Consider the following 25,834-nt stretch of genomic DNA (forward strand, 5'->3'; position numbering starts at 1 on the left):
TTCGTTCCCGGGCGCCCGGTATTGTGAAATCCATGAGTGCACCCATTGACCTGATAGCAACATTCATCCCCAACGACGGCGAGTTCCACCGCGTCAAGCTGGCCCTGGAAATCGCCATCGACGAGGTGGTGAAGGAGCCAGGCTGCATCCAGTACGAACTGACCGAAGCCACCGAGGAGAAGCTGGTCCTGACGGAGCAGTGGGCCTCCCAGGAAGACCTGGACAGGCACTCCAAGGGCATCGCCGTGCAGGACCTGAACGAATCGCTGAGCGCGCTGCTGGCTGAACCGGTCAAGGTGGAACGCGTCTAGCGCAGCCGATAAAAGCAGGATGCGGGACCTCCGGAGAGAGGTCCCGCATCCTGCGTTTAACCGGGTCTTAGAAGTCGGGGATCTGCGTGCCATCCTGCGGTCCGCCCTGGCCGGCAGGCTTGGCCGCTGCGGCTGCCGCTTCCTCGCGCTGCTTGGCCACATGGGCGTGGACTTCTTCCATGTCAAGTGCCTTCACGGCGTCCACCACCTGTTCCAGCTGCTGGGCGTTCAGCGCGCCCGGCTGGGAAAACACCAGCACCTTTTCGCGGAAGGCCATCAGTGTGGGGATGGAAGTGATGTTGGCCTCCGCCGCGAGCTGCTGCTCCGCTTCGGTGTCCACCTTGGTGAAGAGGACGTCCGGGTGCTTCTCGGAGACGGTGGAGTAGGTGGGCCCGAACTGCTTGCAGGGACCGCACCATTCTGCCCAGAAATCGACCAGGACAATGTCGTTTCCTTCAATCGTCGATGCGAACTGTTCACCTGTGATGTCAAGGGTAGCCATGTGTCCACGGTACGCGCCCGGCCCGGGACTGTCGCGGTTGTTCGCTCCCCGCGTCATTGGGAATACCGGGAGGGACGACGGCGGCCGGCCGCGTCAGGCGGTGGCATCCCAGAGGTGCGGGGCCGGCGTACGGCTGCCGGGGAGGGCACTGGAGGCGCGCCATTCGTGGATCCATTCGGGGAGGACCAGGTCCTCCGGCGGGGTGCCGAACTCCGCGAGGATGTCGTCCTGGCTGACCGGACCGCCCTTGGTGACCAGCCGGGTGGCGATGTAGGCACGGGCGTAGATTTCGCCGTCGGCCACCATCCGCTGCTCGAAGAAGATCGCCTTGGTGTCCAGCCCGATGATGCGGGTCTCGATGGCGTACTCCTGCCACAGCTGCAGCGACTTGCGGAAGGAGATGGTTTCCGCCGACACCACCGGGCTCCAGCCGCGGCGGCGCATCCGCTTCCAGACACCACTGCGCACCATGAGGTCGAACCGGCCCAAGTCCATCAGGGACAGGTACATGCCGTTGTTGACGTGCATGGCAATGTCAATGTCCGTCGGCAGGACGCGCAGGGACAGGGACGCCGGGTCCCACACCCCTGACTGCGGACGGCGGCCGGAGCGGAAGAGCAGGAGGAGGGTTCTCAGGAGCAGGTGCATGCCCCCATGTTACCCGCGGGTAACATTTTCCGGCAGGGCCTCCGCCGGCCCATCCGCCGTAGGATTTCGTGCATGACGCAGCAACGCTACCGGGCCCTGGCGGAGTGGCCCCTCATGGCGACCGCGCTGGTGTTCCTGGCCGCGTACGCCTGGCAGGTCATCGGCCGGATCGAGGGGGCCGGAGCCGAGTGGCTCGAGGGCGTGATGTGGGTGACGTGGTGCGTTTTCGTCCTGGACTACGTGGCGAACCTGTGGCTGGCGGAGAACCGCCGGCAGTGGTTCGTGAGGAACCTGCACGAACTGGTGATTGTTGCGCTGCCGTTCTTCCGGCCCCTCCGCCTGCTGCGCCTGGTGACCTTGCTGTCAGTGCTGCACCGGACCGTGGGCGAGACGCTGCGCGGCCGGGTAGTGACGTATGTGGCGGCATCCGCGGCTTTGCTGGCGTTCGTGGGGGCCTTGGCAGCCTTGGACGTGGAGCAGTGGGCGCCCGGCGCCAGGATCACCACGTTCGGCGACGCCCTGTGGTGGGCCACCGCCACCATCACCACCGTGGGTTACGGGGACATGTACCCTGTCACGACCATCGGCCGGCTGGTGGCCGCAGCCCTCATGATGAGCGGCATCGCGGTCCTCGGTGTGGTGACGGCGTCCATCGCGTCATGGCTGGTCCAGCGGGTGGAGGACACGGCCGAATCAGTGGCGGAGGCTGTAGAGGAACCGGTACGGATTGAAGTGGCCGAACTGGTCAAGGAGATCGCCCTGCTGCGGCGCGAGATCGCGGAACTGCGGGAACGCCGGCCGCTGTAGCGGCAAGTATCCAGGCAACCGGCGTCGAGTAGCAGTCCCGCTCCGGGCGAGTAGCGGGCCCTGAAAGTCGGGTAATCCCTACTGGTGCCCGGCCCCGGCATGCTTCCTAGACTCGGGATTCCTAGGACCAAACATGCACGGGCAGGTCCACCGGGTGGCTTCCGGACGTTCCTGCCTTCACGCGGAGCTCCGCATTTTCTGGGTATGCGGATGACTCCATACTGCGCCGCCATTGGCTCCGGCTCGCTGCCGGGGCCGGCGGCGCAATGGCATCTCGATCCGTCCGGCGCCCTGGCGTGCACCGCACCTCGGCTTGGACCGAAACCTGATGGGCAACCCATGAAACAGCCAACAATCCCCTCCCCCGACAGCGCGAGCAGAAGCTTCGCCACCGACGAACCGCGGACCGACCTCACCACCGCCCGCCCGGTCATCAGCAACAAACTATGGGCCGGCATGGCCACCGCCGCGGTGGTGGCCGCGGTAGGCGTCGGCGCACTTGCAGCACCACCGGCGTCCCTTGACGGGAGCGCAATGGTGGCAGCCCAGGTGACGGAGGCGGCCGCACCGCCGCCCAGCGCCGCAGCCGAGCCAGGTGACGCGGCCGGGCCTGCTGCTGCAGCAGTGCCCGCCGCCGCGGCACAGCCGGAGGCGCCCCCCGCGCCACCAGTGGAGCCTGCTCCCGCGCCGGCTCCGGCACCTGAGCCGGCGCCCGCCCCCGCACCTGCCGGCGACCCCAACCTGTACACGGTGGTCCCGGGAGACACCGTGGGAGCGATCGCAGCCGCCCATGGCGTGGACATGAACGCGATGCTGGCCGCCAACGGGCTGAGCGCCTACAGCATCATCTACCCTGGCCAGACGCTTCTGTTGACGGGGCCGCCCGTCGCCGTCGCCGAGCCCGCACCTGCTCCGGCTCCCGCGGCCGCCCCCGCCGCCGCCGCGGCACCGGCGGCTGCCCCGGCACCCGCCCCGGCTCCCGCCGTCGTGCCGGCTGCTCCTGCCGTCCGGACCATCTATGTGGCGGGTTCGGGTGGCCAGTCCATGGTTGACGCATGCATCGGACCGATCCACTACACACCCAATGACGGCTTCTCGCTGTTCATCACCGAGCACGATTTCTGCGGTGGGTGGGCAAGGTTCTCGGGCATCGGCGTGGGTGAGACGGTGAGCATCCCGGGTTATGGAACGTACACGGTGACCGGACGCGGCACGGTCCCAAATCCCGGAACCACCAATGACGTCATCGCGGTTTTCGGCGGCTTCCCCCGGGCCATCCTGCAGACCTGCATTCCGGGAACCAGCACCATGCTCCTGATCGCGCTGAACTGACCGCTGCCGCGGCGCCGCTGCCCAGGAATTCCCAGGCATGTCCGCGGATCCGGACCTGCAAGGCCCGGATCTTCGGACAAGAGCATGATGCGCTACACGGTGTGGCGTTCTGAGATGTGTTCCACCAGTTCGCCCACGCGCTGTTCGGAGTAATTGCGGGCAATATCGCCCTGGCTGATGATGCCCACCAGTTTGTGGTCCGAGATCACCGGGAGCCTGCGGATCCGGTGCTCCTCCATCATGCCGATGGCTTCATCGATGTTGGCATCGGCATCAACGCAGTACGGCTTGCCGGAGGCCAGGTCGCGGGCCATCATTTGTCCGGGGTCGCGGCCGGCGGCGACGCATTTGAGCACAATGTCGCGGTCGGTGATCATGCCCTTCAACTTACCGTCGTCACCGCAGATGGGGAGCGCCCCGCAGTCGAGGTCCATCATCATTCGGGCCGCGTCCACAAGGGACTCGTTTTCCCTGATACATCGCGCATCAGTGGTCATGAATTCACGTACGGCACTCACTGAATCCTCCTTCATCGATGGGAAATATCGACGCAGGGCATCGGGGCACACGCGCCGATGCTGCCAGATTACGCCCGCACCACCATGGTGTCGACGGCGGATAGAGCCTGCTTGGCGTCCCTCTAAACGCCCCATCACCTTTGGCCGCTTTCCCACCATCGCCCCACCACCTAAGGGAAGCACGACGGCGTCCTGCCGTGGCTAAAGTGCCCCGCGGTCAGCGGGCTACGCCGGAGTGATGGCGGGTTGGCAGATTCCCTGCAGGAAGTGATGGCGCGTTCCCGGAGTTGGGGCGGGAAGTGATGGGGCGTCCGATGCGGCAACGAAAAAGCCTCCGGAACCTGGTGGTTCCGGAGGCTTTTCCTTGGGTGGCAGATGAGGGATTCGAACCCCCGTAGGCGTTGCCAGCTGATTTACAGTCAGCCCCCTTTGGCCGCTCGGGTAATCTGCCGAACTTCAAAAGAAGTACCCGCCGATGCAGTGTTCGGAAGGAACGTTTCCGGTCCTTTCCGCTTCAGTAACCGCGGGCAAGACAACTTTACAGAACTTCCGGCGAAGAATCGAATCGGGGGCGCCACGGCCACAAAACCAGCAGAACGGCGCGGAATTTCGGCCCTCAGGCCTCCCCCAGGATCCGTCCCGCCAGCTTGGCTTCGAAGCTCAGGGCCTGCTCCTCGGTGATCTGGTTCAGCTGCACGGCACGCTGCAGGTCTGCACGCACGCCATCCATCCGGGATGAGGCGTCGGCCACAGGGCTGAAGACAATCGAGGCCGCCACGGCAGCGGCGGCCACCGATGACGCCGCCGTTGCCACCGCCCCTGCTGCTGCTGTCGTCGTGCGGGTAACGTAACGGGCGGCTTTGCGGTGCATGGTGTTCCCTTCAACTGCGGCACATCTGCTCCAACTCTGGCCAGCCGTCCTTCGTTCCCGCGGTGCGTCCGCTGAGAGGGAACTGTGAATGGGCCGCCCCCACCGGCCCGGGCATCCGTATTAGGCTGGATGCCAGTGATCCAGGCCCTGTATCCGCACGGGGCTCCCATCAACAAAGGAGAGTCATGGCAGGCGAGTCAACGTTCGACGTCGTAAGCAAAGTGGACAAGCAGGAAGTGGCCAACGCGCTCAACCAGTCCCAGAAGGAAATCGCCCAGCGCTATGACTTCAAGGGCGTAGGCGCCGAGATCGACTTCAGCGGCGAGAAGATCCTCATGAAGGCCAACTCCGAAGAGCGCGTCAAGGCCGTCCTGGACGTTTTCCAGTCCAAGCTGATCAAACGCGGCATATCGCTGAAGTCCCTGGACGAGGGGGAACCCTACGCCTCGGGCAAGGAGTACCGCCTGGAAGCCTCCATCAAGGAAGGCATTGCCCAGGACCTGGCCAAGAAGATCAACAAGCTCATCCGCGACGAAGGACCCAAGTCGGTCAAGTCGCAGATCCAGGGCGACGAACTGCGCGTGTCCTCCAAGTCCCGCGACGACCTGCAGGCCACCATGGCCCTGCTGAAGGACTTCGAGGAAGCGGACCTGCAGTTTGTGAACTTCCGCAGCTAGTCCTCCCCCGCCGTCGTTCTCGACGCGCATAAAGCTGGATGACACGCATGAAAGCTGGCGCACCTCAACTTCGGGGTGCGCCAGCCTTTTTGCGTGTCACGGGCGAATATGCGCGTCGGCAGAGCAGGTGCGTGCCGCCACTCGGGCGTCCGACGGCGGGGTCCCGGCTACAGTTGCCGGCCCGCCATCCGCTCCAGCCGGGCGATCCGGTCCCGCATGGGCGGGTGGGTGGCGAACAGCTTGTTAATGGCACCGCCGCGGAACGGGTTGGCGATCATCAGGTGGGAGGCGTTGACCAGCCGCTGGTCCTGCGGCAGCGGGGCAATGCTGACGCCGCGCTCGATCTTGGCCAGGGCTGAGGCGAGCGCCAGCGGATCTCCCGTGAGCTGCGACCCGTCCTCGTCGGCGTCGTACTCCCTGGTGCGGGAGATGGCCATTTGGATCAGTGATGCCGCGAAGGGTGCCAGCAAAGCCATGGCGATCATGGCCAGCGGGTTGGCGTTGCGCCGGTCGCCGCCACCGAAGAACAGCAGCATCTGCCCCACCGAAGTGATCACGCCGGCGACGGCGGCCGCGACGGACGAGGTGAGGATGTCGCGGTTGTACACGTGCATCAGCTCGTGGCCCAGGACACCGCGGAGTTCGCGGGCATCGAGGAGCTGCAGGATGCCCTCAGTGCAGCAGACGGCGGCATTTTGCGGGTTGCGGCCGGTGGCGAAGGCGTTGGGGTTCATGGTGGGCGAGACGTAGATCCGCGGCATGGGCTGGTTGGCACGCGTGGAGAGCTCGCGGACAATCTGGTACAGCTGCGGCGCCTGGGCTTCGGTCACCGGGAAGGCCTGCATGGAGCGGATGGCGATCTTGTCGCTGTTCCAATACCCGTAGAACGTGGTGCCGACGCCGACCAGCGCCATGATCCAGATGGGCGCGGAACTGCGGGTCCCCACACCGATCAGTCCGCCCAGGCCCAGGAGCACCGCCCACAGCACGCCGAACAGTGCCGCGGTCTTCAGGCCGTTGTGATGGTTGTGCACGTTTCCTCCTTGCTTAAGGAACGGCTTGCTAGGGCACCGGGTTCCGGGCATCGTACTTCCGGAAACCGGGCTGCAGTTTCGCCGCCAGCCATGCCCCCGCGATGCACAGCGCACCGCCAACCAGCAGGACCCAGCCCTCACTCAAAAGCTTAGTCGCGCCGCCGGCCAGCAGGTCACCGATCCGCGGCCCGCCGGCCACCACCACAATGAACACGCCCTGCAGCCGTCCGCGCAAGTGGTCCGGGGCGGCGGCCTGAAGGATGGTGTTGCGGAAGACACTGCTGATGGAGTCGGCTATCCCGGCCAGCGCGCAGCAGGCGGCGGCAGGCAGCAGCCACAGGGTCACCGCACCATCCGGCGCCGGCCCCGCGAGGAGCACCACCAGGCCGAACGCGCCAATGGACGCACCCCAGCCCATGACGGAAACCACGACGGCGGTCCCCTGGCGGCGCACGCTGCCCAGCGGCCCGGAGAACAGGCCGGCCAGGAAGGCCCCGACGGCGGTGCAGGCCAGCAGGATGCCCACGGTGGCCTCACCGCCGCCGATCATCAGGGCGGCAATGGCGGGAAGCAGGGCCCGCGGCTGGGCAAGGACCATGGCCACGAGGTCGATGATGAAGGTCATCCGGAGGTTGGGCCGCGTTCCCAGGAAGCGGAAACCTTCAACCACGGAACGGATGCCCACCTTGCTGCGGGTGCCGGCCGGCGGCATCGGCGGCAGCCGGTACACAGCCCACAGGACGAACGCGAAGCTCGCAAAATCGATGGTGTACGTCCAGCCGAACCCTACCCAGGCCACCAGGACTCCGGCCAGCAGTGGACCGGCGGTCATCGCAAGGCCCAGGGACAGCATGCTCAGCGCGTTGGCCGCGGGCAGGAGTTCCTTCCGGATCAGCATGGGGATAATGGCACTGCGGGCCGGCTGGTTGATGGCCTGGGCACCGCTTTGCAGTGCCACCAGAAGATACAGCACCCACACGTTGCCCAACTGGACCCAGGCCTGCAGCGCGATCAGCCCGGTGGTCAGCCAGAGGATGGTGGAGGCAAGCAGGGCGATGCGGCGACGGTCGTGCGCGTCCGCGATGGACCCACCCATCAGGCCGCCAATTACCAGGGGCACCAGGGCAAAGATCCCCAGCAGGCCCACATAGAAGCTGTCCTGGGTCAGCCGGTACACCTCCAGGCTCACCGCCACCAGGGTCAGCTGGCTGCCGACGGCGGACACTGCCGATCCCAGCCACAGCCGGCGGAATGCGGGGCTTTCCTTGAGCGGCGTGACATCGGCAAGTATTTTCCCCACCCCGCAACACTAGCGGGCAGCGAGGAAAGGTAAGCCGAGCCTTATTGTGAGTTATTAATAATAAGTGTTTCAATGGAGCCATGACGGAGCACTTTGACGGCCAGGACACGTGGGCTGCAGCCCTGCGCGCCCACGGCCGCAGGGTGACCAAGCAGCGGCTCGCTGTACTCGCCGCCGTCGAACGCCACCCCCATTCCCCTGCCGAAAGCATCCTCGCCGCCGCCCGCACGGAACTGCCCGAACTCACGGCCCAGTCCGTTTACGTGGTCCTGGGCGACCTGACGGACCTGCACATGCTGCGCCGGTTCGAGCCGCCACACTCCCCCGCCCTGTATGAAACGCGCGTGGGCGACAACCACCACCACGCCATCTGCATCAGCTGCGGCCGCGTGGAGGACGTGGACTGCGCCGTCGGCCACGCCCCCTGCCTGACGCCGCACTGGAACCCGGACGCCAAGCCGATGACCATCCAGATCGCCGACGTCATGTACCAGGGCATCTGCCAGGAATGCCAGCAGGCCCAACAGCTTCCTCCCCACAGTCCCTCGCAAGTAAAAGAGAAATAGGAGAACAATGACTGCCGTTTCCACAACCCAGTCAGGTGCACCGGTTACGTCCGACGCACACTCGAAGTCAGTTGGTGCCGATGGTGCCATCATCCTGACTGACCACTACCTGGTGGAAAAGCTCGCCCAGTTCAACCGTGAGCGTGTTCCGGAGCGCGTAGTGCACGCCAAGGGCGGCGGCGCATTCGGCACGTTCAAGGCCACCGAGGACATTTCCAAGTACACCAAGGCAGCGTTCCTGCAGCCCGGTGTTGAGACCGAAATGCTGATCCGCTTCTCCTCCGTGGCCGGCGAGAACGGTTCCCCGGACACCTGGCGCGACCCCCGCGGTTTCGCCGTGAAGTTCTACACCACCGAGGGCAACTACGACCTCGTGGGCAACAACACCCCCGTCTTCTTCATCCGCGACGGCATCAAGTTCCCGGACTTCATCCACTCCCAGAAGCGCCTGCCGGGCACCCACCTGCGCGACGCCGACATGCAGTGGGACTTCTGGACCCTGTCCCCCGAGTCCGCCCACCAGGTCACCTGGCTGATGGGTGACCGCGGCCTCCCCGCCTCCTGGCGCGAAATGCAGGGCTACGGCTCGCACACCTACCAGTGGATCAACGCCGAAGGCGAGCGCTTCTGGGTCAAGTACCACTTCAAGTCCAACCAGGGCGTGAACTCGATGAGCTCCGAGCAGGCCGAACAGCTTGCCGGCTCGGACGCGGACTTCTACATCCGCGACCTGTCCGAAAACATCGAAGCCGGCAACTTCCCGTCCTGGGACCTGCACGTCCAGGTCATGCCGTACGAGGACGCCAAGACTTACCGCTTCAACCCGTTCGACCTGACCAAGGTGTGGCCGCACAGCGACTACCCGCTGATCAAGGTGGGCACCATGGAGCTGAACAAGAACCCGGAGAACTACTTCGCGCAGATCGAGCAGGCCACCTTTGCGCCGTCGAACTTCGTGCCCGGCATCGCCGCCTCCCCGGACAAGATGCTGCAGGCCCGCATCTTCTCCTACGCGGACGCACACCGCTACCGCGTGGGCACCAACCACGCCCAGATCCCGGTGAACCAGCCCAAGAACCAGGTCAACAACTACAGCCAGGACGGACAGGGCCGCTTCCTGTTCAACGCCCCCTCGGTTCCGGTCTACGCCCCCAACACCTTTGGCGGCCCGGCTGCCGTTGAGCCGCAGAACGCTGCGGGCGGCTGGGAGAACGACGGCGAGCTGACCCTCGCCGCGCACTCCCTCCACGCCGAGGACGGCGACTTCGTCCAGGCCGGCGCGCTGTACCGCGAGGTCTACAACGAAGGTGAAAAGGCCCGCTTCCTGGAGACGATCACTGGCGCCGTGGGCGGCGTGAAGCGCTCCGACATCAAGGAACGTGCCATCCAGTACTGGACCAACGTCGACGCCGAGCTGGGCGCCAAGCTCCGCGCCAACCTTGGCACGGTGGCTGCCCCGTCAGCGCCCGCCTCGGATGCTGAGTCCGCCAACAAGATCGGCTGACCAGGCTTCCTGCCGGCTGAACTGAAGAACACCCCGCCACGGACCTACGTGGCGGGGTGTTCTGCTGTCCGGTCCCGGTTGTGCACAGATGGCGCCGGGGATTGTGCACATATGGCACCGGGGATCTGGCTGGTTACGCGCGGCGGTCCTAGGCTCCGTACATGAACACTTTCGCAGGCATTCCCCCGGAAGCCTTCCGCTTCTACGCGCAGCTGGAGGACAACAACAACCGCGACTGGTGGCTGGAACACAAGGCAACGTATGACGCATCGGTCAAGGAGCCGCTCACCCTCCTGCTCTCCGAGCTGGAGCCCGAGTTCGGACCTGCCAAGCTCTTCCGCCCCAACCGGGACATCCGCTTTTCGCTGGACAAGTCACCGTACAAGACCGCCCAGGGAGCCTTCGCCGCGCGCCAGGAGGGCGTGGGTTTCTATCTCCAGGTCAACGCCGATGGTCTGTTGATCGGCGGCGGCTACCACTCCCATACTCCCGCCCAGCTGGCACGGTTCCGCGCGGCCGCCGATGCTTCCGCCAGCGGCGCTGCCCTGCAGGAGATTGTGGGAGCCGTAGCAGGTGCCGGTTTTGCCATTGAGGGCGAGAAGCTGAAGACCGTCCCGCGCGGTTTCGATAAAGACCATCCCCGCGCCGAGCTGCTCAAGCACAAATCGCTGTCCGCGGGTGTCGAGGTGGGCCAGCCGGAGTGGGTGTCAACGCCCGCCGCGAAGGACCGGATCGCGGAACGGTGGCGGCAGCTGCGGCCGCTCGTGGAATGGGTGGGCCGGTACGCGGCGCCGTAACCGGAACACCGCAGCAGCCGCGCCGGGGCGCCGGGTGGCAAACGATGAAGGTCCGTAAACGCAACTGCCCGCCCGGCAAAGGCCGGGCGGGCAGTTCAGCAGCTGGTGCGGCCGGCCGTCAGGTCCGGCTCAGCTCATCCTCGTCGTCGGGCTCCACGGCTTTGCCGGGAGCGGAACCGGGGGTGCCGTTGACCGACGCGTTCGCCTCCGCGAAGCGCTCGTTGAGCCGCGAGTGGCGCTGGCCGTAGGCGAAGTAGATGGCCAGGCCCAGCACCAGCCAGAAACCGAAGAAGATCCAGGTTTCCACGGCGAGGTTGGTCATCAGGTACAGGCACAGCACGGCAGACACGATGGGGACCACCTTGCCGAACGGGACACGGAACGCTGGCTTCAGGTCCGGGCGCTTCTTGCGGAGCACCAGGATGCCCAGGCTGACCACAACAAACGCCGACAGGGTGCCGATGTTGATCATTTCCTCGAGCAGGTCCACATTGGTCAGGCCGGCCACCAGCGCAACCGCTGCGCCGCAGATGATCTGGAGGCGGACCGGAGTGGAACGCTTGTCACTGGTCTTGGAGAGCGCCCTGGGCAGCAGTCCGTCGCGGCTCATGGCCAGCACCACGCGGGACAGGCCCATGAGGAGCACCATGATCACGGTGGTCAGGCCCACCAGGGAACCGAAGGCGATAACCTTGGCGGCCGAGGTGTCGCCCACGGCTTCGAAGGCGGTGGTGAGGGTGGGGCTCTTGGCTTCAGCCAGCTGGGTGTAGGACACCATGCCGGTCAGGGCCAGGGACACGAGGATGTAGAGCAGCGTCACCAAAGCCAGGCCGCCGAAGATGCCGCGGGGCAGGGTCTTCTGCGGGTTCTTCACTTCCTCGGCGGACGTGGCCACCACGTCGAATCCGATGAAGGCGAAGAACACCAGGGCGGCACCGGCGAAGATGCCCATGGTGCCGTACTGGGCAGGGGCGGCGCCGGTCAGGAAGCCGAAGAAGGACTGCTTCAGGACGTCCGCGGCGCCATTGCCGGCCGTGGGCTCAGCTGCCGGAACGAACGGCGTGTAGTTTTCGAACTTCACGTAGGTGAAGCCCACCACGATCACGAACAGCACCACGGCGATCTTGATCAGGGTGAAGATGTTTCCCACGCGGGCGGAGAGCTTGGTGCCCAGCACCAGCAGCACCGTGAAGATGGCCACGATCAGGAACGCGCCCCAGTAGAGGTCCACGCCGCCCAGCGAGATGGCCGGCGGCACGTCCAGGCCGGTGAGCGCAAAGACCTTGCTGAGGTAGATGCCCCAGTATTTGGCGATCACTGCAGCGGCCGTGAACAGTTCGAGGATCAGGTTCCAGCCGATAATCCAGGCAAGGAGTTCGCCCATGGTGGCGTAAGTGAAGACGTAGGCGGAGCCGGCCACGGGGATGGCCGTGGCGAATTCGGCATAGCACATGATGGCCAGCGCACAGGTGACCGCGGCGATGGCGAAGGAGAGCGTCACGGCGGGACCTGCGAAGTTGGCGGCGGCCTTGGCGCCGACCGAGAAGATACCGGCGCCGACAGCAACGGCGACGCCCATGATCATGAGGTCCCAGGTGCTGAGGGAACGCTTGAGCTTGCGTCCGGGCTCATCGGCGTCGGCGATCGACTGCTCGATGGATTTTGTCCGCAGAAGGTTCATTAGGGGGTCACAATCCTGGTTTGTGAGGGAAACAGACCTATCAACGATACTGTCCATCCACTGGACGGTCCCAATCGTCCCGAATAGTGAGACACCCTTATAGCCGAACATTCTTCTGCGAACGCCCTCGAGGCCCTCCGATTGGAGAGCCCCGAGGGGTTGTTGGTCGAACTTCCTAGGACGGCCAGTCCATCAGCGTTGACCGGATCAGGAAGCGTTTACCTTCAGGCGCTTCAACGGAAAAGCCGCTGCCCCGGCCCGGTACGACGTCGACGGTCAGGTGGGTGTGGCTCCAGTAGCTGAACTGCTCCCGGGACATCCAGAATTCCAGTGGCCGGGGCTGCAGCCCATCCGCCAGGTCGAACAGCCCCAGCAACACGTCCGCATCACCCGTGATGAAGTCCCCGGCCGGATAGCACATGGGTGAGGACCCGTCGCAGCAGCCGCCGGACTGGTGGAACATGAGCGGTCCATGCTTGTCCCACAGCATCCGGAGCAGGTCCACGGCAGCCGGCGTGAGCGCCACCCGGGAAAAGTCTTCCCCGGGCAGCGTCACGGCGGCAGCCAACGCTTCAGCGGGCATCAGAACCTCAGCACCACGCGGCCGTCGATCTTGGCGTGCTTCATCTCATCGAACACTGCGTTGACCTCGGACAACTCCCGCACGGAGACCGTGGGGTGGATCTTTCCCCGGGCATAGAAGTCCAGAGCCTCCTCAAGATCCTGCCGGGTGCCCACGATGGAACCGCGGACGGTCAGGCCCTTGAGCACAATCTCGAAGATCGGAGCAGGGAAGTCCCCCGGGGGCAGTCCGTTGAACACGATGGTTCCGCCGCGCCGGGCCATGCCAATGGCCTGGCCGAACGCCGACGGGTGCACCGCCGTAACCAGCACTCCATGGCAGCCTCCTGTTTCCCGCTGGATCACTTCTGCCGGGTCCTCGTGCAGCGCGTTGACCGTAAGTTCGGCGCCGTGGGCCTTGGCCAGGGCCAGTTTGTCGTCGGCGATGTCCACGGCGGCGACACGAAGCCCCATGGCCACGGCGTACTGCACGGCAATATGCCCAAGGCCACCGATACCCGAAATGGTGACCCACTGCCCGGGCCGGGTCTCGGTCATCTTCAGGCCCTTGTAGACGGTGACGCCGGCGCACAGCACCGGCGCCACCTCGACGGGGTCGGATCCCGCCGGTATGCGGGCCGCGAACCGGGAGTCCACCAGCATGTATTCGCCGAAGGAGCCGTCCACGCTGTAGCCGCCGTTCTGCTGCGCCTCGCAGAGTGTTTCCCACCCGGTGCGGCAGTATTGGCAGTCACCGCAGGCTGACCACAGCCAGGCGTTGCCCACCAGGTCACCGATCGCGAGGTCTGAGACTCCGTCGCCCAGGGCCACCACTTCACCCACGCCCTCATGGCCGGGAACGAACGGAGGGGATGGTTTGACCGGCCAGTCGCCTTCCGCGGCGTGAAGGTCGGTGTGGCAGACGCCGGTGGTCAGGACCTTGACCAGGGCCTGTCCGGGCCCCGGCTGGGGAATGGCGATGTCCTTGACCTTGAGGTCGGTGCCGAATTCGGTTACTACTGCTGCCTGCATTGTCGTCGTCATTGGCGAAATCCTTGCGTCGTTGTAGTGGTACGGGCTGGCCTAGAAGAAGCCCAGCTTGTTTTCGTCGTAGCTCACCAGCAGGTTCTTGGTCTGCTGGTAGTGGTCCAGCATCATGGCGTGGTTCTCACGCCCGATGCCCGAGGACTTGTAGCCGCCGAAGGCGGCACCTGCCGGGTAGGCGTGGTAGTTGTTGACCCAGACGCGGCCGGCCTGGATTTCGCGGCCGGCGCGGTAGGCTACGTTGCCGCTGCGGGACCAGACGCCGGCGCCCAGTCCGTACAGGGTGTCGTTGGCGATGCCCATGGCGTCGTTGTAGTCGCTGAACCGGGTCACGGCCACCACGGGGCCGAAGATTTCCTCCTGGAAGATCCGCATCCGGTTGTGGCCTTCGAACACGGTGGGCTGGACGTAGAATCCACCGGCGAGGTCGCCGGGGAGTTCGGCCCGCGCGCCGCCGGTGAGCACCTTGGCACCTTCCTGCTTTCCGATGTCGATGTAGGACAGGATCTTCTCGAGCTGGTCGTTGGAGGCCTGGGCGCCGACCTGCGTGTCGGTGTCCAGCGGGTTGCCCTGGATCATCTTTTCCACCCGTGCCACGGCATCGGCCATGAAGGAGTCGTAGATGTCTTCCTGGATCAGGGCCCGCGAGGGGCAGGTGCACACTTCGCCCTGGTTGAAGGCGAACAGGGCGAAGCCCTCCTGGGCCTTGTCGTAGAAGGCGTCGTTTTCCTGGGCAACATCGTTGAAGAAGATGTTCGGGCTCTTGCCGCCCAGTTCCAGGGTGACGGGGATGAGGTTCTGGCTGGCGTACTGGCTGATCAGCCGGCCGGTGGTCGTTTCACCGGTGAAGGCGATCTTCCGGATCCGGGAGCTGGAGGCCAGCGGCTTGCCTGCTTCCACGCCGAAGCCGTTGACCACGTTCACCACGCCGGCGGGCAGCAGGTCCCCGATGAGTTCCATCAGCACCAGGATGGACGACGGCGTCTGCTCGGCGGGCTTGAGCACCACGGTGTTGCCGGCGGCGAGCGCGGGGGCAAGTTTCCAGACGGCCATCAGGATGGGGAAGTTCCAGGGGATGATCTGGCCCACCACGCCGAGGGGTTCGTGGAAGTGGTACGCGGTGGTGTTGTCATCGAGCTGGGACAGGCTGCCCTCCTGGGCGCGGACCGCGGAGGCGAAGTAGCGGAAGTGGTCCGAGGCCAGCGGCAGGTCGGCGTTGAGGGTTTCCCGGACGGGCTTGCCGTTGTCCCAGGTTTCGGCCACGGCGAGCATCTCGAGGTTCTCATCGATGCGGTCGGCGATCTTGTTCAGGATGGCGGCGCGTTCCGCCACGGAGGTTTTGCCCCAGGATGGTGCGGCCTTGTGTGCCGCGTCCAGGGCGAGCTCGATGTCCTCGGCGGTGCCTCGGGCCACCTGGCAGAACGCCTTGCCCGTCACCGGGGTGATGTTCTCGAAGTACTGGCCCTTCACCGGGGCCACCCATTCGCCGCCAATCCAGTTCTCGTAGCGGTCCTTGAAGGTGACCTTCGAACCGTCGGTTCCCGGCTGTGCGTAAACGGTCATGTGCTTAGCTCCTTTGCTGTGCAGAAGGCTGGCCCGTAGGGGCGTTCGCCGATGAAGCCAGCGTAGGAGCGGGGAGGTTGCAGCAAGGTTGCAACGATGCGACGCAGGTCACATCGGGTGCAGGCGGGGCCGGGTTTCAGGCGCGGAGTTCGGCTTCCAGCCGTTCCAGGTCGGCGACGACGGCGGCCCGCTTGGGTGAGCGCGGCGGCAGGAGGCGGAGCGCGGCGCGGCGGATGACGACGTCGTCCCTTGCCTCCGGGAGCGCAGCGTACTTGAGCAGGGACTCGGCGCTGCCGTCCGTGAGGACCGCTTCCCGGAGCAGGGAGGACACCCTGCTCCTGAGGTCGAGGATGCCTGGCGCTTCCGAGCGCGGAAGCACCTCGCCGCGGTAGATCTCCAGGGCGATGCGGTGCGCACCGCGCTGCAGGCAGCTGAGCACCTGGCCGGTATCCGGCACCAGGTCCAGTGGGAGCCTGTACGGGCGGGAGCCGGGGACAGCGTCGGGACTCAGCTGCTGGATGACCTTGCGCAGCCGGACCATCTCGGCCCGGAGCGTGATGGTGGAGCCCTCCCCCGGGTACAACAGCAAGCCCAGTTCCTCGGCGCTGAGCCCTTCCGGATGCGCGCTCAGCAGGGCCAGGATCTCGCTGTGCCGCGCGGACAGGGAAACGGTCCTGCCGCCCAGGCTCAGCAAGGCCTGGTCGCGCCCCAGCAACTGCAGGCTGTTCCGGTAGAGGCTGCCTTCGACGCCGCCCGGGCCTTGCCTGGCGGCGGCGGCCGGGGACCGTCGTCGTACAGGTTTCCTGGCGAGCTCCGCCGCAAGCTGCAGGCGCTCCACGCGCAGCTGCGCCTGGGCGGCAGCAACGGTGGCCTCCACCAGCGACAGCGTGTGAGGCGCCACCGCGGTGGCCGTCCCGGTGATGTCCACGACGCCGAGCACGGCACCTGAGTCGGGGTCATGGAAGGGGACGGCGGTGCAGCTCCAGGGGTGGACTGCCCGCTGGTAGTGCTCGGCGCCGGCGATCTGGATGCCCCTGCCCAGGGCAAGGGCGGTGCCCGGAGCGCTGGTGCCGACGCTGGCCTCGGACCAGTCGGCGCCGGGGACGAACATCATGCCTTCGGCCCGGCGTTGGAGGGTAGGGTCGCCATCCACCCACAGCAGCCTGCCCACCTCGTCACCCACCGCAACCAGGAGCCCGCTGTCATGGCTGGGCTGGACCAGGAGTTTGTTGATGACCGGCATGATCGCGGCCAGGGGATGCTGCCGCCGGTAGTCCTCCAGCTGGTCCCAGTCGAGGGCCAGCGGCGCGGCCGCATTGTCAGGGTTGGCCTTAAAGCCCGCCGAGCGCTGCCAGGACTCCCTGATGAGGTTGCGCAGCCCGGGGATCTCGGGGGTGAGGTTGCCGGGGTCCGAGCCGAGGCGCTCGTGGCCGGCCAGCGCGGCACGCTGGCGCGGTTCAGGGTGGAGCAGGTTCGTCATTGAACTCCCGTTCCGGAGTCTTGTCCGGCGAGGCAGGGCTGGAAGGTAGCCCAGCCAGCATAGCTGGACAGCACCCCCGTGTCACCGGCGCACCCGGACCAGTTCCTCCAGCGCATCCGCCCCGGCCGCCGCTCCCCCGGCCGCGGCGTACCCGGCGGCGACACGTCCCGCGCCCGGCGCCTTGCCCAGGGCCCGGTGGACGGCTGCCCGGAGCCGCTCCGGGGTGAGGTTTTTCCGGCTCAGCCGCACCCCGGCGTCGGCTGCTGCCACCCGCGCTGCCACCTCGTGCTGGTCGCGGCCGAACGGAACCACCACCACGGGCACTCCCTGTGCCATCGCCTTCTGCGTGGCCCCCATGCCGCCGTGGGTGATGGCGACCGCTGCCCGCTCGAGGACAGGCCCGTGCGGGACGAAATGCTCCAGCCGCGCATTGGCCGGCAGTGGCCCGAACTGGTCCGTGCCGGCGGCTTTGGCGGCGCCTGCCGAGCCCGCCTGGGCTGCAGGGAGGGTGGCGACGACGGTGAAGGGCTCCCCGGCAAGTCCGGCCAGGGCGGTCCGGACAATGGCTTCGTCCGCCTGGTACTCGGAGGACGTGGTCACCAGGACCACGGGGTGGGTGGCCTCGCCGAGCCATGCCGGAGGTTCGGCCGGCGGCTCCCATGCGAGTGCGCCGATCATCCGCACGTCAGGGGCCCAGTCCGGATGGGGATACTCGAACGGCTCGGCAGTGGCCACCAGCATCAGGGGCGCCGTGCGGAACATGGAGTCGGCGCCGCTCACCGGGGGAAGCATGCCGCCGGAGACCTCGGCCCGGAGGGCGTTGATCCGCGGCAGCATCAGCTTTTCGACCGCGCCGATGACCAGGCGCCGCGCCACTGCGTCCCGGGCGACGCCCAGCGGGCCGGGCATGGGAGCCAGTCCCGGCCCGAACGGCGGGGTCCCCCGCGACTGCAGCGGCGGAGTGTAGGGGCTGAAGGTGGCCCACGGCAGTCCTGAGGATTCAGCGAGGACCCGGGCGCCCCACGCGTTGATGTCGATGAGCAGCAGGTCGGGGCCGACGTCGGCAATAGCCTGCTGCAGGTCAGGCGCGTCGAAACGGGCGCGGCTGGTAAACGTTTCGACGCTGAGGGCAAGGGCGGCCTTGGTGGACCTTGCGCCGTAGTCCCGGGACTCGATGTCGAGCAGCCGGGCGTCCACCGGTTCGGCGTGGAGTCCCAGCCCGCGCAGTAAGGGGACGTAGGCGGGAAGGGTGCGGACATGGACGTCGTGCCCGCGGGCCCTGAGTTCCCCGAGCAGGGGAACCATGGGGAAGAGATGGCCGATGGCGGGCGAGGTGTAGGCAAGGACGGTGGACATCAGGGCCTCCGCGTGAAGGGTTCCAGCATTTCGAGCAGGGAGTGGGCCACCTGGTCGCGGCTGAGCCCGGCGTCCAGGCGCAGCAACTTCCAGGTGTAGACGTCGCAGAGGGCGACGAACTGGGCCAGCCGGCGGTCGTGGTTTGGGCTGCCCTTCAGCGGGTCAAGGTAGGGGGCGAAAACGCGGCGGCACCAATCGCGGTGCAGGCGGCGCGCTCCCGCGGTGATCTCCGCCAGGACGGGAGAGGCTTGTTCCTCGGCGAGCAGCTTCAAGGCAAGCGCGCCGGTGGTTTCGTAGTGTTCCAGGAGGTTGCCGACGGCGGCGGGCACGTCGCCGGGAGGGACGGAGTTGCGCTGGCGGTCCACCCTGGCCGCCGCCGCCTGGGCGGTGGCATCGATAAGGCCTCCGCGGTCCCCGAACCTGCGGATGACGGTCTGCACGGTGACGCCCGCGCGGGCCGCCACCGCGCCCAGCGTGACATCGGCGAGCGGGACCTCCATGAACAGTTTTTCGGTGGCCTGCAGGATCCGCCGCCCGGTTTCCTGCGCGGAGGTGGCCCGTTTTGGGGAGCTGTAGGGACGGGTTCCGGCCCCGGCCATATTCATGTTAATGAGACTAACTCGAATAGTCCGCCAGGGGTAGGGGTCAGCCGCGGGAGATGCGGATCATCTCCTCGCGCGGCACCACCTTGATGCGTTCGCGGACCACATGGTCCAGCCCCTCGGGTCCGGTCCAGGCGGCACCCAGGCCCGCCTCGTGGGCGTCGAGCTTGTTCCAGCCTTCCCACGTGGTGAACTCAATGCCGCGCTCTTCGAGCAGGTCGATGATGGCCTGGGGGTCCGGGTTCTTGGCTGCCGGGAGGTTCAACCGGTCCTCCAGCAGGAAGCCGATAGTCTCCAGTGCGTCGCCCTTGGTGTGGCCAATCAGGCCCACGGGGCCGCGCTTGATCCAGCCCGTGGCGTAGATGCCGGGCACAGGGTTGCCGTCGGAATCCAGGACACGGCCGCCCTCGTTCGGGATGACGCCCCGCTTGGCGTCGTACTCCAGTTCGTCCAGTGCGGAGCCGTGGTAGCCAATGGCCCGGTAGACGGACTGGACCGGGTACTCCACGTACTCCCCCGTGCCCTTGGCGTTGCCGGTCCCGTCCAGCTGCATGCGCTCGAACTTGATGCCGCCCACCTTGCCCGTGCCGTCGTCGAGCACTTCAACCGGGCTGTGCAGGAAGTGCAGGTGCAGCCTGCGGGACGACGGGTTCTCCGACTCCGCGTGTTCCTCCACCAGCCAGTTGGTCAGCGTGTTCACCATGGTCTTGACCTGGTTGTTGGTGCGGATGGCCTCGTCCGAGGCGTCGTCGAATTCAAAATCCTCGGGGTAGAGGACGATATCCACGTCGTCCATGTGGCTCAGTTCCCGCAGCTCCAGCGGGGTGAACTTGACCTGGGCGGGGCCGCGGCGGCCGAAGACGTGGACGTCCGTGACGGGGGACGCCTTCAGGCCTTGGTAGACGTTGTCCGGGATCTCGGTGGTGAGCAGTTCCTCGGGGTGCTTGACCAGCATGCGGGCTACGTCCAGGGCCACATTGCCGTTGCCGATCACCGCGATTTCCTTCGCCTCCAGCGGCCACTCCCGCGGCACGTCCGGGTGGCCGTCATACCAGGACACGAAATCGGCGCCGCCGAAAGAGCCGCGCAGATCGATGCCCGGAATGTCCAGGTCGGCGTCCTTGATGGCGCCGGTGGAGAAGATCACGGCGTCATAGAAAGCCCGGAAATCGTGCAGCGTGAGGTCCCGGCCGTAGGTCACGTTGCCCAGGAAACGGATGTCGCCGCGGTCCAGGACCTTGTGCAGGGCGTTGACGATGCCCTTGATCCGGGGATGGTCCGGCGCAACGCCGTACCTGATCAGTCCGTAGGGCGCCGGGTAGGCCTCGAAGAGGTCGATGCTGACCTGGAAGTCGCCGTCCTTCACCCCGCTGGACTTGGTGAGGATGTCCGCAGCATAGACTCCTGCCGGTCCCGCGCCGACGATCGCGACGCGGAGGGGACGGTTGGCGGCGGTTTCGCTGTGATTGGACACCGGGAACCCTTCTGAACTGGTCCTGCTCATATTTCATGAGGGTGCGCCGCTGGGTGCAGCGCACAGTCCCCCATTCTAGTTGGCGGCCAGGGCCACCACCTTGCCTTCGCGGTACAGGAGCGCCCTGAGTTCTGACTCCGCCGAGTCCAGGCGCTTCGGGTCGATGGTTTCGCCGTCGTGGTAGTGGTCCAGCACCCGCGGGTCCACGTAGCTTTTGCGGGCGATGGAGGGAGTGTTGCCCAGTGTCTCCGCTGCGTCGTACATGGCGCGGCTGATGGCCCGCTTCCGCTTGGCGGCAGTCCGCTGGACCCCGGTCCGGGCCAGGCTGGACGCCGCTGCCACCGTGCCGCGAAGGGTCCGGAAGTCCTTGGCGGTGAAGTCGGAGCCAGTCCGTTCCTTCACGTAGGCATTGATGTCCGCGCTGGTGACCGGGCGCCAGGTCCTGCCCTCCTTGTAGGCCAGGAGCCGGGCATTGGACCCCCGCCGCTTGAGCAGGCGCAGGAGGGCGGCGAGGTCGGCGTCGCGGATTTCCGATTCCCAGTCCTTGCCGCTCTTGGCCGGGAAGCGCAGCAGGATCCGGTCCTTACGCACCTGGACGTGGGCGCACAACAGGGTCGCCAGGCCCCGGCTGCCGTTCTCGTTCGTGTACCGCTCCGAGCCCACCCGCAGGGATCCACTGTCCAGCATCCGGAACGCCGCGGCCAGGACACGCTCCCGGGAGAAGCCTTCGCCGCGCAGGTCCATGGTGACCAGCCGCCGGGCGGCGGGCAGCGATTCTGCCAACTGGAGGGACCGGTCGAATTTCACCCGGTCCTTCCGCTCGCGCCACTCGGGATGGTAGATGTACTGGCGCCGCCCCACGGCGTCCACGCCGGTCGCCTGGATGTGGCCATTGTCAAAGGGGGCGATCCAGACGTCGGTCCAGGCCGGCGGGATGCCAATGCTTTCCAGCCGGTCCCGGACGGGACCCGGCGGCAGGGTGGAGCCATCGAGGTCCCGGTAACTGAAGCCCTTGCCGGCGGCGACCCTGCGGTAGCCGCGGCCCGAGGCGTTGCTGCGGCGGAGCCTCACGGGGCAGGCTCCGGGAAACGGACACATGTCATGAAAGCAAGCCTACTGACTATTTTCCGGAATCCACGCCCACCTGCTGGAATACCTGCCCGGAGCCTGCTGTTATGGACTTCGTGCCCATGCCAAAAGGAACGTCCCCCGCTACCCCTGCTGCTCCGACCACAGCGCCGCCGCAGGCGGCGAAGTCACCGGCGGCCCCTGCCCCCGCCAAGGAATCCATGGCGGGCCTGTTGTTCGGCATCGGCGCGTACGTTTTGTGGGGCATGCTCCCGCTGTACTTCTTCATCCTGATGCCGGCGGGCGCCGTCGAGATCGTGGCCAACCGCGTGGTGTGGTCGCTGCTGTTCTGCGCCCTGCTGATCACGGTGACCAGGTCGTGGGGCGTGCTCGCGGTGGCGCTGAAGGACCGGCGCGTCTTTGGTTCCCTGGCGCTGGCGGCGTTCCTGATCGCCATCAACTGGCTGACCTACACCTACGGCGTGACAACGGGGCAGGCAGTGGAGACGTCCCTGGGGTATTTCATCAACCCGCTGGTCTCCGTGCTGCTGGGGGTGCTGGTCCTGAAGGAAAGGCTGCGGCCGCTGCAGTGGACTGCCGTCGGCGTCGGCTTCGTGGCGGTGGGCGTCCTCACCTACTCCTACGGGAAACTGCCGTGGATCGCCCTGACCCTGGCGTTCAGCTTCGGCCTGTACGGCTTCGTCAAGAACCGGGTGGGATCGAGGGTGGACGCCATCACCAGCCTGAGCGTGGAGACCATGGTGCTCGCCCCGCTGGCCGCCGTCGCCATGGTGGTCCTGGCCGCGAGCGGAAGCTCCACGCTCACGTCCCAGGGGTCGGGGCACTTCTGGCTGCTGCTGGCATCCGGCGTAATCACCGCCGTTCCGCTGCTCTTCTTCGGCGCCTCGGCGCGGAGGTTGCCCATGACCACCATCGGCCTGCTGCAGTATTTCGCTCCCGTCCTGCAGTTCCTGGTGGCGCTGCTGGTGTTCCGGGAGGCCATGACTGTTGAACGCTGGATCGGGTTCGGCGTGGTGTGGCTGGCCCTGCTGCTGCTGACCGTGGACATGCTGCGGACCACGCGCCGGAACTCCCTGGCCCGCAGGGCAGCGCTCCGGCAGGCCGCCTGACCAACGGTTAAGCCTAGGAGGGTGGGCCCGCAGCTGCGGGCCCACCCTCCTGGTCTTGCGGGTAAAGCCGTCCTGGCTAGGCGTTGGCCTTGATGGCGGCGGCGAGGACTTCCAGGCCGTCGGCGAGCAGTTCGTCGGTAATGACCAGCGGGGGCAGCAGGCGGATGACGTTGCCGTAGGTGCCGCAGGTGAGGATGATGACGCCTTCCTTCAGGCAGGCGGCGGCAACAGCCTTGGTCAGCTCCGGGTTCGGCTCCTTGGAACCGGCCTGGACAAGTTCGACGGCGAGCATGGCGCCACGGCCGCGGACATCGCCGATCACGCCGGTACCGGCAGCGGCCAGTTCGGACTGCAGTTCCTGCAGGCGCGCCATGGCGATGGACTCGATGTGGCGGGCACGGCCGTTGAGGTCGTACTCCTCCATGGAACCGATGGACGCCAGCGCAGCCGCACAGGCCACCGGGTTGCCGCCGTAGGTGCCGCCCAGGCCACCCGGGTGCACGGCGTCCAGCAGGTCGGCGCGGCCGGTGATGGCGGACAGCGGCATGCCGCCGGCGATGCCCTTGGCCATGGTCAGGATGTCCGGGATGACGCCCTCGTGGTTGACGGCGAACCATTCACCCGTGCGGCAGAAGCCGGACTGGACCTCGTCGGCGATGAAGACGATGCCCTTCTCCTTGGCCCAGGCGGCCAGCGCCGGCAGGAAGCCCTCGGCCGGGACGATGAAGCCGCCCTCGCCCTGGATGGGCTCGATGATGATCGCGGCAACCTGGTCCCCGCCGATCTGCTTCTCGATCATGGTGATGGCGCGCTTGGCGGCCTCGGCACCGGTGATGGCGGGGTTTTCCTCGCGGTACGGGTAGCTCATGGGCATCCGGTAGACCTCGGGTGCGAACGGGCCGAAGTTGGTCTTGTACGGCATGGCCTTGGCGGTCAGTGCCATGGTCAGGTTGGTGCGGCCGTGGTAGGCGTGGTCGAAGGCGACGACGGCGTCCCGGCCGGTTGCCAGTCGGGCCACCTTGATGGCGTTCTCCACTGCCTCGGCGCCGGAGTTGAAGAGGACGGTGCGCTTTTCGTGGTCGCCCGGGGTGAGCCGGTTCAGCTGCTCGGCGACGGCCACGTAGCCTTCGTACGGGGTGACCATGAAGCAGGTGTGCGTGAAGTGCTCCACGGCTTCCTTGACGGCACCGACGACGGCGGGATCGGACGCGCCCACGCTGGTCACCGCGATGCCGGAGCCCAGGTCGATGAAGGAGTTGCCGTCGACGTCGTGGATGATGCCGCCGTCGGCGTCGGCAACGTAGACCGGGACGCTGGAAGCGACGCCGGCAGCCACCACTGACTTGCGGCGCTCGGTCAGTGCCACGGACTTGGGGCCCGGGAAGTCGGCCTGGACGTTGCGCTTCTGCTCCAGGCGGAAGGTGATGTCTGATGCGGTGGTGGTCATGGCGTTACTTTCTCTTGCTGGTGGTTGAGCTTGTCGAACCCGGGGTTTCGACAAGCTCAACCACCGGGGAATTGGTCAGGAGGCGGGGTCAGGCGTCGAGGGCGGACATCACGTGCTTGATGCGCGTGTAGTCCTCCACGCCGTACATGGAGAGGTCCTTGCCGTAGCCGGACTGCTTGAAGCCGCCGTGCGGCATTTCGGCGGTCAGAAGGATGTGGGTGTTGATCCAGACGGCACCGAAGTCCAGGTCGCGGCTCAGGCGCATGGCGGTGCCGTGGTTGGTGGTCCAGACGCTGGAGGCCAGGGCGTAGTCAACGTCGTTGGCAAGTTCCACCGCTTCTTCCTCGGTGCTGAACTTCTGGACGGTAATGACGGGGCCGAAGGTTTCCTTCTGGACCACGTCGTCGGTCTGCTTGGCGCCGGTGATGATGGTGGGTTCGAAGAAGTAGCCCTTCTCCCCCGCGCGGTGGCCGCCGGTTTCGATCCGGCAGTTGGCCGGCAGGTTCTCCACCACGGAGGTCACGGCGTTGAAGTGGTTCACGTTGTTCAGCGGGCCGAAGTAGTTGTCTTCGTCGTTCTGCGAGCCGGTGTGCAGGGTCCGGGTGTGTTCCACCATGGCCGCCACGACGTCGTCGTGCACGGAATCCTGCACCAGCACGCGGGTAATGGCCGTGCAGTCCTGGCCGGCGTTGAAGAACGAGAACTCGGCGATGGCCGCGGCGCTCTTCTTGATATCGGCGTCGGCGAACACGATGGCCGGGGCCTTGCCGCCGAGCTCCAGGTGCGCCCGCTTGAGGCCCTTGGCGGCACCCGAGGCCACCGCGATCCCCGCGCGGACAGAGCCCGTGATGGACACCAGGCCGGGGACCTTGTGCTCCACCATCATGGCGCCGGTTTCGCCGGTGCCCAGCACCACGTTCAGGACACCCGCGGGCAGGACTTCACCGGCCAGGCGCGCCAGGACCAGCGTGGACTCGGGGGTGGTATCGGAAGGCTTGAGAACCACGGTGTTGCCGGCCGCGAGCGCGGGACCGATCTTCCAGATGGCCATCAGGAAGGGGTAGTTCCACGGGGCCACCTGGGCCACCACGCCGATCGGTTCACGGCGGACATAGGAAGTGTGCCCCTCGAAGTACTCCCCGGCGGACTTGCCTTCCAGGATCCGGGCGGCGCCGGCGAAGAAGCGCAGCTGGTCGGCGCCGGCTGCCACTTCCTCGGAGGCGATGAGCGAGCGGACCTGGCCGGTGTTGCGGTGCTGGGCTTCGACGAGTTCGTCGCTGTTGGCCTCGATGGCGTCGGCGAGCTTGAGCAGCATCAGCTGGCGCTGGCCCGGGGTCACGTGCTTCCAGGTCCGGAAGGCGTCCTTGGCGGCGGCCATGGCCGCGTCCACGTCGGCCTGCACCGAAACGGGGGCCTGGGCCACCACTTCTCCGTTGGTGGGGTTGACCACGTCCAGCAGGGCGGTGCCGGCAGGGGTGACGAACTTCCCATTGATGAAGTTCTGCAAGGTTTGGACCACGGTGTGCAACCTCTTTCGTAAGGGCCATCGGCGGCCGGACGG

The 25,834-nt window shown here is 66.6% G+C and carries 25 protein-coding genes and 1 tRNA gene; 8 read left to right on the forward strand and 18 right to left on the reverse strand.

Going from position 1 to position 25,834, the window contains the following annotated elements:
* Nucleotides 1–32: 32 nt before the first annotated feature.
* A complete protein-coding gene (locus ACZ9J7_RS01910) occupies nucleotides 33–311 on the forward strand; it encodes a putative quinol monooxygenase (protein ID WP_141182166.1) in 279 nt (92 codons plus the stop codon).
* A 67-nt stretch (nucleotides 312–378) separates the two neighbouring features.
* On the opposite strand, the gene ACZ9J7_RS01915 is transcribed toward ACZ9J7_RS01910, so the two are convergent.
* Both ACZ9J7_RS01915 and ACZ9J7_RS01920 read right to left on the reverse strand, forming a co-directional pair.
* A complete protein-coding gene (locus ACZ9J7_RS01915) occupies nucleotides 379–813 on the reverse strand; it encodes a thioredoxin family protein (protein WP_476206550.1) in 435 nt (144 codons plus the stop codon).
* A 93-nt stretch (nucleotides 814–906) separates the two neighbouring features.
* A complete protein-coding gene (locus ACZ9J7_RS01920; protein WP_476206552.1) occupies nucleotides 907–1,461 on the reverse strand; it encodes an acyl-CoA thioesterase in 555 nt (184 codons plus the stop codon).
* A gap of 72 nt (nucleotides 1,462–1,533) precedes the next feature.
* Here ACZ9J7_RS01920 and ACZ9J7_RS01925 point away from each other — a divergent pair, with 72 nt between their 5' ends.
* Both ACZ9J7_RS01925 and ACZ9J7_RS01930 read left to right on the forward strand, forming a co-directional pair.
* The gene (locus ACZ9J7_RS01925) at nucleotides 1,534–2,268 is read left to right on the forward strand and encodes a potassium channel family protein (RefSeq protein WP_476206554.1); all 735 of its coding nucleotides are present in this window, start codon (nucleotides 1,534–1,536) and stop codon (nucleotides 2,266–2,268) included.
* A gap of 339 nt (nucleotides 2,269–2,607) precedes the next feature.
* Nucleotides 2,608–3,600, forward strand: a complete 993-nt coding sequence (locus ACZ9J7_RS01930) for a LysM peptidoglycan-binding domain-containing protein (protein WP_476206556.1) — start codon at nucleotides 2,608–2,610, stop codon at nucleotides 3,598–3,600.
* 92 nt (nucleotides 3,601–3,692) lie between these two features.
* Here the strand turns inward: ACZ9J7_RS01930 and ACZ9J7_RS01935 are convergent, their stop codons facing one another.
* From ACZ9J7_RS01935 to ACZ9J7_RS01945, 3 genes are all read right to left on the reverse strand, one after another.
* A complete protein-coding gene (locus tag ACZ9J7_RS01935; RefSeq protein ID WP_387557796.1) occupies nucleotides 3,693–4,118 on the reverse strand; it encodes a CBS domain-containing protein in 426 nt (141 codons plus the stop codon).
* A gap of 369 nt (nucleotides 4,119–4,487) precedes the next feature.
* Nucleotides 4,488–4,569: transfer RNA gene (locus ACZ9J7_RS01940), tRNA-Tyr, on the reverse strand.
* 165 nt (nucleotides 4,570–4,734) lie between these two features.
* A complete protein-coding gene (locus tag ACZ9J7_RS01945; RefSeq protein WP_387557798.1) occupies nucleotides 4,735–4,989 on the reverse strand; it encodes a hypothetical protein in 255 nt (84 codons plus the stop codon).
* 185 nt (nucleotides 4,990–5,174) lie between these two features.
* Here ACZ9J7_RS01945 and ACZ9J7_RS01950 point away from each other — a divergent pair, with 185 nt between their 5' ends.
* On the forward strand, nucleotides 5,175–5,666 hold the full coding sequence (locus ACZ9J7_RS01950; protein WP_141159686.1) for a YajQ family cyclic di-GMP-binding protein: 492 nt from the start codon (nucleotides 5,175–5,177) through the stop codon (nucleotides 5,664–5,666).
* A gap of 167 nt (nucleotides 5,667–5,833) precedes the next feature.
* Here the strand turns inward: ACZ9J7_RS01950 and htpX are convergent, their stop codons facing one another.
* Nucleotides 5,834–6,700 (reverse strand): zinc metalloprotease HtpX, encoded by an 867-nt coding sequence (gene htpX / locus ACZ9J7_RS01955; protein ID WP_476206559.1) that lies wholly within the window; start codon nucleotides 6,698–6,700, stop codon nucleotides 5,834–5,836.
* Nucleotides 6,701–6,728: 28 nt separating this feature from the next.
* Entirely contained in the window at nucleotides 6,729–8,000 is a 1,272-nt protein-coding gene (locus ACZ9J7_RS01960; RefSeq protein WP_476206561.1) for an MFS transporter, read from the reverse strand.
* A gap of 80 nt (nucleotides 8,001–8,080) precedes the next feature.
* Here ACZ9J7_RS01960 and ACZ9J7_RS01965 point away from each other — a divergent pair, with 80 nt between their 5' ends.
* From ACZ9J7_RS01965 to ACZ9J7_RS01975, 3 genes are all read left to right on the forward strand, one after another.
* A complete protein-coding gene (locus ACZ9J7_RS01965) occupies nucleotides 8,081–8,566 on the forward strand; it encodes a Fur family transcriptional regulator (RefSeq protein ID WP_476206563.1) in 486 nt (161 codons plus the stop codon).
* Between the two features lie 7 nt (nucleotides 8,567–8,573).
* Nucleotides 8,574–10,070: a catalase gene (locus ACZ9J7_RS01970; protein ID WP_476206565.1), complete on the forward strand. Its 1,497-nt coding sequence runs from the start codon at nucleotides 8,574–8,576 to the stop codon at nucleotides 10,068–10,070.
* A gap of 161 nt (nucleotides 10,071–10,231) precedes the next feature.
* A complete protein-coding gene (locus ACZ9J7_RS01975; RefSeq protein WP_476206567.1) occupies nucleotides 10,232–10,867 on the forward strand; it encodes a DUF2461 domain-containing protein in 636 nt (211 codons plus the stop codon).
* Nucleotides 10,868–10,985: 118 nt separating this feature from the next.
* Here ACZ9J7_RS01975 and ACZ9J7_RS01980 read toward each other — a convergent pair whose 3' ends face one another.
* The 9 genes from ACZ9J7_RS01980 to ACZ9J7_RS02020 form a co-directional block, all read right to left on the reverse strand.
* The gene (locus tag ACZ9J7_RS01980) at nucleotides 10,986–12,548 is read right to left on the reverse strand and encodes an APC family permease (RefSeq protein ID WP_476206569.1); all 1,563 of its coding nucleotides are present in this window, start codon (nucleotides 12,546–12,548) and stop codon (nucleotides 10,986–10,988) included.
* Nucleotides 12,549–12,723: 175 nt separating this feature from the next.
* Complete coding sequence (locus ACZ9J7_RS01985) at nucleotides 12,724–13,131, reverse strand: DUF779 domain-containing protein (protein WP_476206571.1); 408 nt, start codon at nucleotides 13,129–13,131, stop codon at nucleotides 12,724–12,726.
* Nucleotides 13,131–14,153, reverse strand: coding sequence for an alcohol dehydrogenase AdhP (gene adhP, locus ACZ9J7_RS01990; RefSeq protein ID WP_476206573.1), 1,023 nt, complete (start codon nucleotides 14,151–14,153; stop codon nucleotides 13,131–13,133). Before adhP ends, ACZ9J7_RS01985 begins: the two co-directional genes overlap by 1 nt.
* Nucleotides 14,154–14,192: 39 nt before the next feature.
* Entirely contained in the window at nucleotides 14,193–15,716 is a 1,524-nt protein-coding gene (exaC, locus tag ACZ9J7_RS01995; RefSeq protein WP_476206575.1) for an acetaldehyde dehydrogenase ExaC, read from the reverse strand.
* A gap of 136 nt (nucleotides 15,717–15,852) precedes the next feature.
* Complete coding sequence (locus ACZ9J7_RS02000; protein ID WP_476206577.1) at nucleotides 15,853–17,196, reverse strand: GAF domain-containing protein; 1,344 nt, start codon at nucleotides 17,194–17,196, stop codon at nucleotides 15,853–15,855.
* Nucleotides 17,197–17,277: 81 nt separating this feature from the next.
* Nucleotides 17,278–18,552: a glycosyltransferase gene (locus ACZ9J7_RS02005; protein WP_476206579.1), complete on the reverse strand. Its 1,275-nt coding sequence runs from the start codon at nucleotides 18,550–18,552 to the stop codon at nucleotides 17,278–17,280.
* The gene (locus tag ACZ9J7_RS02010; protein ID WP_476206581.1) at nucleotides 18,552–19,157 is read right to left on the reverse strand and encodes a TetR/AcrR family transcriptional regulator; all 606 of its coding nucleotides are present in this window, start codon (nucleotides 19,155–19,157) and stop codon (nucleotides 18,552–18,554) included. The genes ACZ9J7_RS02005 and ACZ9J7_RS02010 overlap by 1 nt, the downstream gene beginning before the upstream one ends.
* Before the next feature lie 40 nt (nucleotides 19,158–19,197).
* The gene (locus tag ACZ9J7_RS02015; RefSeq protein ID WP_476206583.1) at nucleotides 19,198–20,658 is read right to left on the reverse strand and encodes an FAD-dependent oxidoreductase; all 1,461 of its coding nucleotides are present in this window, start codon (nucleotides 20,656–20,658) and stop codon (nucleotides 19,198–19,200) included.
* A gap of 45 nt (nucleotides 20,659–20,703) precedes the next feature.
* Nucleotides 20,704–21,699, reverse strand: a complete 996-nt coding sequence (locus ACZ9J7_RS02020) for a DNA topoisomerase IB (RefSeq protein ID WP_476206585.1) — start codon at nucleotides 21,697–21,699, stop codon at nucleotides 20,704–20,706.
* A 104-nt stretch (nucleotides 21,700–21,803) separates the two neighbouring features.
* On the opposite strand from ACZ9J7_RS02020, the gene rarD reads away from it, so the two are divergent.
* Nucleotides 21,804–22,826 carry an EamA family transporter RarD gene (rarD, locus tag ACZ9J7_RS02025; RefSeq protein WP_476206587.1) on the forward strand — a complete coding sequence of 341 codons (1,023 nt, stop codon included), beginning with the start codon at nucleotides 21,804–21,806 and terminating at the stop codon, nucleotides 22,824–22,826.
* Between the two features lie 76 nt (nucleotides 22,827–22,902).
* Here the strand turns inward: rarD and gabT are convergent, their stop codons facing one another.
* Complete coding sequence (gene gabT / locus ACZ9J7_RS02030; RefSeq protein ID WP_476206589.1) at nucleotides 22,903–24,273, reverse strand: 4-aminobutyrate--2-oxoglutarate transaminase; 1,371 nt, start codon at nucleotides 24,271–24,273, stop codon at nucleotides 22,903–22,905.
* Between the two features lie 88 nt (nucleotides 24,274–24,361).
* Entirely contained in the window at nucleotides 24,362–25,792 is a 1,431-nt protein-coding gene (locus tag ACZ9J7_RS02035) for a gamma-aminobutyraldehyde dehydrogenase (protein ID WP_476206590.1), read from the reverse strand.
* Nucleotides 25,793–25,834 lie beyond the last annotated feature (42 nt).

It is taken from the genome of Pseudarthrobacter sp. TE9888 (assembly GCF_056279345.1).